The organism is Amycolatopsis sp. NPDC059657 (genome assembly GCF_042734395.1).
Taxonomy (GTDB): domain Bacteria; phylum Actinomycetota; class Actinomycetes; order Mycobacteriales; family Pseudonocardiaceae; genus Amycolatopsis.
The window spans coordinates 1-8,836 of record NZ_JBHWEB010000213.1; the positions used below are offsets into that span (position 1 = coordinate 1).

The window sequence follows — 8,836 nt, forward strand, 5'->3', positions numbered from 1 at the left end:
CCGTCCATTTTTTTGATGGTCTCCACCCGGCCCAACTCTATTATGGGGGCGGTTGTTGCCCGCGGCAACCCCCCCCCCCACCTGGGCCCTTTTCTTTTTTCCGGGGGGGGCCCGCCCCCCCACGCCCCCGCCGGGGGCACGCCCCCGGACCCCCATCCGTTCGGGTTGCTCGTCGTTTTGTTACTCGCTGTAGTTACGCCGATTGGCCGCGCCTGTTATGTGCTCTTTGCGGGGTGGGTCGTGAGTGTTATGGCCGGTTCTCACCCGATGTTGGGCAGTCAAGACTTGGCCTGCGTTGTCAATCGGCACGTGAGCACGTGAAGCCCGAGTCGAGCGACCGAATTTCGCCCCGCAATGTCTCATTTGCCCGCTTCTTGCGATGGGGTGGACGGAATGAACGGGGCGTATGTGTCGCTCAGCGTTGCGAACGCCCCGTTCGCAACGTTCAACCACCCCTGCGGGCCAGGCACTCGTTGGTTTGCCCTTTTGGGTGCTGTGGCGGGTGCTTTGCGCTGGCAGGGTGGGGGCTGTGGCGGGGTTGATCGGGGCGCGGGTCAGTCGGCAGGAAGATGTGCGGCTGCTTACCGGGCGTGGGCAGTTCGTCGACGATGTGCACTTGCCAGGGATGCTTGAGGCTGCCGTGCTGCGCAGCCCGGTACCGCACGCCCGGATCTTGAGTGTTGATGTGAGTGCCGCTGTGGCGCTGCCTGGGGTTTTCGCCGTGGTGACCGGGGCCGAGGTCAAGGCGCTTGTCAAGGCGCCTCAGCCGGTTATCTGGCGGACCATTCCGGACATGCTGATTGGGTTCGGGTACCCGCTGGCCGTTGAGAAGGTCATGTACCCCGGGCAGGGTGTGGCCGCTGTCGCCGCGAAGGACCGCGCTACCGCTGAGGACGCGCTTGAACTCATCGAGGTCGAGTACGAGGAGCTTCCGGCCGTCACGACACTGGAGGAGGCGCTCGCCGAGGACGCGCCGCGGCTCTATGAGGACTGGCCGAGCAATGTCGCCGGGCGGACCGTGATCCCCAAGGGGGACGTGGCGGCCGCGTTCGCCGAGGCCGACGTCGTGCTGCGGGAGTCGTTCCGGTTCGCGCGGCAGATGGGGACGCCGCTCGAGACGCGAGGCGTGGTGGCGAACTGGGACCCGTTCACCGACCGGCTCGACGTCTGGCTGGGGACGCAGGCACCCAACCTCGCGCGCGAATTGCTCGGCGAGGTGCTCGGGCTGACCGTCGAGAAGGTCAGGGTGCGGACGCCGGATGTCGGCGGCGGATTCGGGAACAAGTTCGACTTTTACGGCGACGAGGTTGTCGCTTCCGTCTTGTCCAAACGGACCGGGAAGCCCGTCAAGCTGATCGAGGACCGGGCCGAGAGCTTCGTGGCGACCGTCCACTCGCGTGAGCAGAAGATCGACGTCGAACTCGCCGCGAAGAGCGACGGGACGATCACGGGCCTGCGCGGCACCGTGTACGGCGTGCTCGGCGGCGTGCTGGGGACCATCGGACTCGGCCCCTGCTGGACGACCGCGGCGCTGATCACCGGGCCTTACGACATCCCTGCCGTCGAGATGAACGTCGTCGTGGTGATGGCCAACAAGTCGCCGTACGGGTCCTACCGCGGCTATGGGCTGCCGAAGGCGAACTTCGTGCACGAGCAGCTGGTCGAGAAGCTCGCCAGGCATCTCGGAATGGACGCGCAGACGGTGCGGCGCAGGAACTTCGTGCCACCCGAGGGCTTCCCGTACCAGAGCCCGGTCTTCGTCTACGACACCGGACGTTACGAAGAGTGCCTCGACCTGTGCCTCAAGAGCGTCGAGCAGGCCGGGTGGGCCGAGCGCGTCGCGCGCGGGCGCGCCGACGGGGTGTCGATCGGGATCGGGTACTCGTTCCACAACGAGGCCAGCGCGTTCGCGCCGAGCCGGATCGTCAACCTGGCCGGGCTGCACCATTCCAGCTTCGACGAAGAGGTCGTGCGGATCGACTCGACCGGGCGCGTGACCGTCCACACCGGACTGTCCGCGATGGGACAGGGCATCCACACCGCGCTCGCCCAGGTCGCCGGCCAGGCGCTCGGCGTGCCGCTCGACCACGTCACGGTCATCTCCGGCGACACCGACGCCTGCCCGTACACCGGCTACGGCACCGGCGCGAGCCGCGCGGCCGCTGTCGGCGGCGCGGCCGTGCTGAACGCCGCGACCAGGCTCAAGGCCAAGGTGCTGCGGATCGCGGGCCACATCCTCGAGGTTTCGCCGGACGATCTGGTCGTCGAAGACGGCGTCATCTCAGTGCAGGGCGTGCCGGGCAAGTCGGTCACCATGGCCGAGATCGGTGACGCCGCGTACCGCAGGATCAACGGCAAGCTGCCCGAGACCGAGACGCCGACACTCGAGGAGCGCGAGGTCTTCGACCCTGTCAACATCGCGACCTCGTTCGGCTGCACCGCGGTGCTCGCCGAGGTCGACCACGAGACCGGCGTGGTCGCACTGCTCGGGTACCTCATCGCGCACGACTGCGGCACGGTGATCAACCCGCTGATCGTGGACGGCCAGCTGCACGGCGGCGCGGCGCAGGCCATCGGCGGCGCGCTCTACGAGGAGCTGGCCTACGGCCCCGACGGGCGGATGGTGACATCGACGTTCGCCGACTATCTGCTGCCGACCGCGTCCGAGATCCCGCCGTTCGGCATCGAGCACATGTCGACGCCATCGGACCACATTCCCGGTGGTTTCAAGGGAATGGGCGAAGCGGGGGTCATCGGCGGCGGGGCCGCGATCGCGCACGCCATCGAAGACGCGCTGAGCGAGTACGGCGTCGAAATCACGTCGCTGCCGATCACGCCGCCACGGCTGCTCGCCGCCATCAAGCAGGGAGCACGCCGATGAAGGCCGCCGCCTTCGACTACGTCAGGGCGTCCACTGTGGACGATGCGCTGGCAGCGCTGACCGGCTCCGAGAACGCGAAAGTGCTCGCGGGCGGCCAAAGCCTGGTGCCCTTGCTCAACCGGCGGCTGGCCAGGCCATCGGTGCTCGTCGACATCAACGGCCTCGGACTCTCGTCGATCCAGCGCGCCGACGGCCACCTCGTGCTCGGCGCGCTCGCCCGCCACCGCGCCGTCGAGACGTCGCCGCTGGTGTCCCGCGATCTGCCCCTGCTCACCGAAGCGCTGCGCCACGTCGGCCACGTCGCGATCCGCAACCGCGGCACACTCGGCGGCAGCCTCGCGCACGCCGACCCGGCCGCGGAGTTGCCGGCGGTGGCCGTCGCACTCGACGCCGAGTTCACCGTCCGCGGCGAGCACGGCCTGCGGACGATCTCCGCGCGCGACTTCTTCACGGGCAGTGGCCAGACCGCGCTCGAAGCCGATGAGCTGCTCATCGAAGTCCGGTTGCCCGTGCTCCCGCCGCGCACCGGCCACGCGGTCGAGGAACTCACCCGCCGCAGCCACGACCTCGCACTCGTCGCCGTCTTCGTGACGGTGACCCTCGACCAGGACGGCGCCTGCGAGCAGGCGCGGATCGCCATCGCGGGCGCGGGCCCGACCCCGATCCGCGCGATCGCGGCCGAGGAGTCACTGCGCGGCCGAGTGCTCACGCCCGCACTGATCGCGGGCGCCGCCCGCGAAGCGGCCGCAGCGACCGACCCGCCCTCCGACATCCACGCCCCGGCGGCCTACCGCCGCGACATGGCCGCGGTACTCGCGCGCCGGGCGATCACCCGAGCGAACGGCAGCGCACGATGAAGGTCACCCTGACGGTCAACGGCAGGCCGTACACCGCGGACTGCGAGCCGCGCCGCTCCCTCGCCGACTTCCTGCGTCAGGACCTCGGCTTCACCGGTGTCCATCTCGGCTGCGAGCACGGCAGCTGCGGCGCCTGCACCATCACACTCGACGGCGCCACCGCCCGCGCCTGCTGCCTGCTCGCCGTCCAAGCCGAAGGCGCCGAGATCACCACGGTCGAGGGCATGGCCATCGACGGCGAACTGCACCCGCTCCAGCAGTCGTTCCGCGAGCACCACGGTCTCCAATGCGGCTTCTGCACCCCCGGCATGCTCGCCACCGCTGCCGAACTGCTCCGCGAAAACCCATCACCGACCGAAGCCGAGATCCGCGAGCGCATCTCCGGAAACCTGTGCCGCTGCACGGGTTATCAGTTCATCGTCGACTCGATCTCCGCCGCGGCCGAGAGTCTCAAGTCACCCGTCGCGCCTTCTCCACCAAAGCCTCAGCCGCACGACCAGCCCGCTTGAAATCCTCGGTGGTGGCCGGTTGGTGGCTGTAGCCCGCCTTCGTCTTCAAGCCCAGCAAAGCCCGTAACCACTTCGAAGCATCGCCGTCCGCTTTGGCGAGCAGGGCGACAGCTGTCTCGTGGCTCTCGCCTTGCGCGTGTTCGCCCAGCTTGGCGCAGCAGATGACGTCCGACGCCGCGATGCCCGCGTGAACACACAAGGTCACGCAGGCATCGGCGACGTCTTCATGACCATCGGCCAGGTCACGGACCAGCGATGCGGCGTCGGCGAACTGCTCCGCCTTACTCATCCGCCCCTGGCGGATCGTCTTGTCGCACTGTCTCGTGCGCATTTCGGTTCCTCCCCCTCAACTGCCTCAGCAGCCAAGCACGGTCGCCTGCCACCGTGAGTCCATTCGCCAGGACGTCACCCAAAACGGGCTCGTCGCGGCCGGTTGTCTCGACTTCGGCGTCCGTGAATTCCAAGACCCGGGTATCGTTGCCGACCCATTTGGTCGTATCGGTCACCAAGGCCTCGACCTGCGCCGCCCACTCGGCTTCGACGGCGGCACGCGGCCGGATCAGCAACAGGTCGAGATCGCTTTCCACGGACATCGAGCCGGTCGCCGCCGACCCGAACACGGCCGCGTAGACCGGCGGGGTCGCCCATTCCTCGAGCCGCTTCGCGATGCGCTCCAGCAATGTCTCCCGCAAGCGGGCAAGGCCGATGATGTGCTCCGCGGCGAGGTGATCACGGTTGAGCCGGTAGCTGAATGTGTTGCCGACGCGCTCTGAGTACACGACGCCTTGGCCGTCCAACCGCCGCAGCACCTTGCGCACGCCTTCGACCGAGTGACTGTCCAGCACACGATGCACGCGTCCTGCCGTGAAAGCGGCGTCCTGGCTCGCCAGCACTCGGAGGACATCGCCGTCGAGCGTAGGCGTGACCGTCGAAAACGGCCGGTTCAGCTGCACCGCACACCTCCTGGCGCCATAGCTCTCCCCAGATCACCAACTATAGTACATGTATACCAACTATAGTATATGTTAACTGTCTTAGACCACTAGACATTACCAAGGTGATCGCGCAGGCGAGCGTGGCGGAACTGGTAGACACCGCCGCTCTGGCGCAGCACGCCGCGCTGGTGGGCGTCTTCGAGGAAGCGCAGCACGCGCCACGGCTGACGGCCGCGGATCGCCAGCCAGGCCTGGCCGACCATGAACGCGCCCCATGCCCGTGACAGCACGCTGACCCCGGCGACCGACAGGCCGAACACGGTGCCGAAGGCGAGTCCGACGCCGAGGCCGTAGACGTTCGGGTATGCCGGGCCGAAGATCAGGCCGCCCGCGACCGCGCTGGCGAACCCGATGCCGAGCACCCCCGCGCGGCCGAACCAGACACCGCCGACCACTCCGCCCGCGAGTGCGCCGCCGAGCGCGCTGATCAGGATGTCGATCGTGCCGGCTTCGGCGGCCGCGGTGTCCAATGTGGGCACTCCGACCGCGAAACCGCTCGGCAGGGTGAGCGCCAGCGCGAAGGTCAGGCCGAGCACGAGCGCGGCCGTGCGGTCCTGCCGCAGCACGACCGGCGGGCCGGAGACCTCGGTGACGTCGGCGGGCTTGGCGAGCCAGACGTGCAGGCCCGCCGCCAGGCCCAGTACGACGCCGACCCCGGCGATGACGGCGACCGGCAGGCCCATCGCGCGGCTGAACAGCACGCCGATCACCGAGCCGATGGCGAAGCGGCCGAGAAAGCGGACACCGGTGCCGCGGAAGCGAAGTTCGACCCTGACCGGCTCGGCGTTCACCCCGGCCGCGTAGATCAGGCCCATCGCGGAGCCGAACGCGAGCGCGTACACCGCGAAGTAGAGGAACCCGGTCCACCGGCCGGTGCCGATCCCGCCGGCGACGCCACCGGCGAGCCCGAACGCCAGCGCGGCCATGACGCCTGCCACGAGTCCGCGCGCCGGTCGTGACACCGACCGGATCAAGTGCCACCAGGCGATGTCGTGCGTGTCGAGCCTGGTGAGGTGCCTGGCCAGGAAACGCAGCCATTCCTGCGCCTGCTCCGGCTCGTACCGAGGCGGTGTCCGCGCGTCCGGCGCGGCGGGGTGCGCGAGGTAGGCGGCGGGGATGAAGGCGTCGAGCAGGTGCTGTTCGATCGACTCACGGTCGGCGAAGTCGAGCAGCTCGCCGGGATCGGTCGTGGTCGAGGTGTAGACGACCCTGGCGAGCGCGACCATCAGCGGGCTGGTCAGCACCTCGTTGAGCGGGAGTGCCTGATCGGCGCGGAGCTTGTCGAGCACCGGCTCCCAGCGCCGCCGCGCTGGCGGCCCCGCCGAGAGCAGGAACGCGGTCGCGTCGCCGAGCTCGACCGGCTCGATCTCCACGACCGGCGCGCGGGTCAGGATGACGCCGCCCCGGTCGACCGCGTCCTCGTATTCGGCGGTGCGGCAGGTGAGCAGCAGCGGGTACCGGTGGTCGCGGTCGAGCGCGTCGACGGCGGCGGCGTGCACGGCACGCGGCATCTCGTCCAGCCCGTCGAGCACGACCAGGATCCGCCCGTCGGCGACCAGCTCGGACGCGGTCTTCGCGTCCAGCGCCGGGTACTCCTCGACGAGCCGTTTCGCGACCCAGCTCTGCAGATGCGCGCTCCGGGGATCCCAGCCGGACGCGCTCAGCAGCACCGGCACCGGCTCGCCCGGCCGCAGATCTTCCAGCAGCGCCAAGGTGAACAGCAGCGCCAGCACGGTCTTCCCCGCGCCGGGTTCGCCCAGCACCACCAGCTGTTTCGACGCCAGCGAGCGGAACAACCGCACCAGCTCGGCGACATCCCCGCTCGGCCGCGACGGTGCGACCTCGGGATCGGCCGCGACCGGGCGCCGGGTGTTCGACCAGCGCACGCGCAACGGCTGCGGCCTGCGCAATGACCGCAGCCCGGCCTCCTCTGTCCACTGTCGACGGACGGCGCCCGCGAGTTCGCGCGCCGCGCGGTCATGGACGGTGCCCACCCGCTCGGCGGGCGCGGCCACCTCGGCGGACAGGATCTGGCGCTGCAGGTCCTGCAGGCGCTGGCCGGGGTCGGCGCCGAGCTCGTCGATCAGCAGCCGCCGCGTCCGCTGGTAGTGCTCGAGTGCCTCGGCCTGCCGCCCGCTCCGGTAGAGCGCGAGCATCACCTGCCCGGCGAGGCGTTCGTCGAGCGTCCGCTCGGCGGCCCGCGCGAGCAGGTCGGGCAGCACCTCGGCATGCCTGCCCGCGCCGAGCATGAGGTCGGCGTGATCGAGTTCGGCCGCGTGCCGCTCCCGCGTCAGCCCCTCGCGGACACCGGAAAGCCACTCCGTCTCGAGCCCGGCGAGCGCCTCACCCCGCCAAAGCCCGAGCGCCTCCTCGAACAACGCGAGCGCGTGCTCGTCGTCGGCGACCCTGGCGTCGGCGACGAGCCGCCGGAACCGGTGCACATCGACGGCCTGATCGTCGACGGCGAGCACGTAGCCGCCAGGCTTGCGCGCGATCTCGACGTCCAGCGCCCGCCGCAACCGGGTCAGGTAACTCTGCAAGGTGCCGCGCGCCCGTACCGGGGCCTGCTCACCCCAGACACGGTCGACGAGCTGATCGGCCGTCACCGGCTTGTTCACCTCGAGCAGCAGCACCGCGAGCACACACTGCTGCCGGGCATGCCCGATATCGACGGGCCGGCCGTCCACGCTGACCTCGCACCCGCCGAGCAGCCGGAAGCTGATCCCGTCGACCATCCGGCCAGCCTATTCAAGCCGGATTCAAGTGCCATTCCGGGCACACTGAGCCCATGCTCTACGACGAAATCGGAGTCGGCTACTCACTGGGCCGCCGCACCGACCCCCGCTGGCTCACCCCGATCACGAACGCGCTCGGCGCCTCCCGATCGGTGGTCAACATCGGCGCGGGCACCGGTTCCTACGAGCCCGCCGGCGTGGTGCTGGCCGTCGAACCGAGTGCCGAAATGATCCGGCAACGCCCGCCCGGCGCGGCCCCGGCCGTCCGCGGGGTCGCCGAGTCGCTGCCGGTGTCGGGTGCGGACGCGGCGCTGGCGGTGTTGACGGTCCACCACTGGACCGACTGGCGCGCTGGCCTGGCCGAGCTTTGCCGGGTCGCGCCGCTGCGGGTGGTCCTCACCTATGACCCGCGGCGGCACCTCGAGTTCTGGATGGTCAGGGAGTACGTGCCGGAGATCGCGGACCTCGAACGGGGGCGGCCGTCCTCGGAGGACATCGCGGATGAACTCGGGGCCGCGTCCGTGACGGTATTGCCGGTCCCCTGGGATTTCACCGACGGTGTGTTCCCGGCGCATTGGCGCCGGCCGGAGGCTTACCTCGATCCGCGGGTGCGCGACAACTGCTCGGCGCTCGCCCAGGCGCCCGCGCACGCCGTGGAACGCGGGATGGCCCGGCTGCGGGCGGACCTCGAATCCGGGCGGTGGCACGACCGGCATCGGGACCTGCTGGGCCTGGACGAATGGGATGCCGGGTTCAGGCTCATCGTTTCGGAAGCCCAGGGGTCGTGGGGGGGGTAGGGGGGGGGAAAAGGAGCCGAACAACAAAAGAGCGCTCAACAGCCCACCAAACAAGCGGGCGC

General features: G+C 69.8%; 7 protein-coding genes. 4 read left to right on the forward strand and 3 right to left on the reverse strand.

Annotation, left to right across the window (positions count from 1 at the left end; all coding sequences use genetic code 11):
* Positions 1-571 precede the first annotated feature (571 nt).
* From ACFV15_RS46940 to ACFV15_RS46950, 3 genes are read left to right on the forward strand one after another with little or no spacing between them, the layout of a single operon-like run.
* Complete coding sequence (locus tag ACFV15_RS46940) at positions 572-2,881, forward strand: xanthine dehydrogenase family protein molybdopterin-binding subunit (RefSeq protein ID WP_378359869.1); 2,310 nt, start codon at positions 572-574, stop codon at positions 2,879-2,881.
* Positions 2,878-3,738, forward strand: coding sequence for an FAD binding domain-containing protein (locus tag ACFV15_RS46945; protein WP_378359861.1), 861 nt, complete (start codon positions 2,878-2,880; stop codon positions 3,736-3,738). The genes ACFV15_RS46940 and ACFV15_RS46945 overlap by 4 nt, the downstream gene beginning before the upstream one ends.
* Positions 3,735-4,247, forward strand: coding sequence for a (2Fe-2S)-binding protein (locus ACFV15_RS46950; protein WP_378359862.1), 513 nt, complete (start codon positions 3,735-3,737; stop codon positions 4,245-4,247). The genes ACFV15_RS46945 and ACFV15_RS46950 overlap by 4 nt, the downstream gene beginning before the upstream one ends.
* Here the strand turns inward: ACFV15_RS46950 and ACFV15_RS46955 are convergent.
* The 3 genes from ACFV15_RS46955 to ACFV15_RS46965 all read right to left on the reverse strand — a co-directional run bounded on the left by ACFV15_RS46955 (position 4,189) and on the right by ACFV15_RS46965 (position 7,977).
* The gene (locus tag ACFV15_RS46955; RefSeq protein WP_378359863.1) at positions 4,189-4,578 is read right to left on the reverse strand and encodes a hypothetical protein; all 390 of its coding nucleotides are present in this window, start codon (positions 4,576-4,578) and stop codon (positions 4,189-4,191) included. The genes ACFV15_RS46950 and ACFV15_RS46955 overlap by 59 nt on opposite strands.
* Positions 4,529-5,200, reverse strand: coding sequence for a nucleotidyltransferase domain-containing protein (locus tag ACFV15_RS46960; protein WP_378359864.1), 672 nt, complete (start codon positions 5,198-5,200; stop codon positions 4,529-4,531). The genes ACFV15_RS46955 and ACFV15_RS46960 overlap by 50 nt, the downstream gene beginning before the upstream one ends.
* 89 nt (positions 5,201-5,289) lie before the next feature.
* Positions 5,290-7,977 carry a BTAD domain-containing putative transcriptional regulator gene (locus ACFV15_RS46965; protein ID WP_378359866.1) on the reverse strand — a complete coding sequence of 896 codons (2,688 nt, stop codon included), beginning with the start codon at positions 7,975-7,977 and terminating at the stop codon, positions 5,290-5,292.
* Between the two features lie 53 nt (positions 7,978-8,030).
* Between ACFV15_RS46965 and ACFV15_RS46970 the strand changes: the two genes are divergently transcribed.
* Positions 8,031-8,774, forward strand: a complete 744-nt coding sequence (locus ACFV15_RS46970; RefSeq protein WP_378359868.1) for a class I SAM-dependent methyltransferase — start codon at positions 8,031-8,033, stop codon at positions 8,772-8,774.
* Positions 8,775-8,836 lie beyond the last annotated feature (62 nt).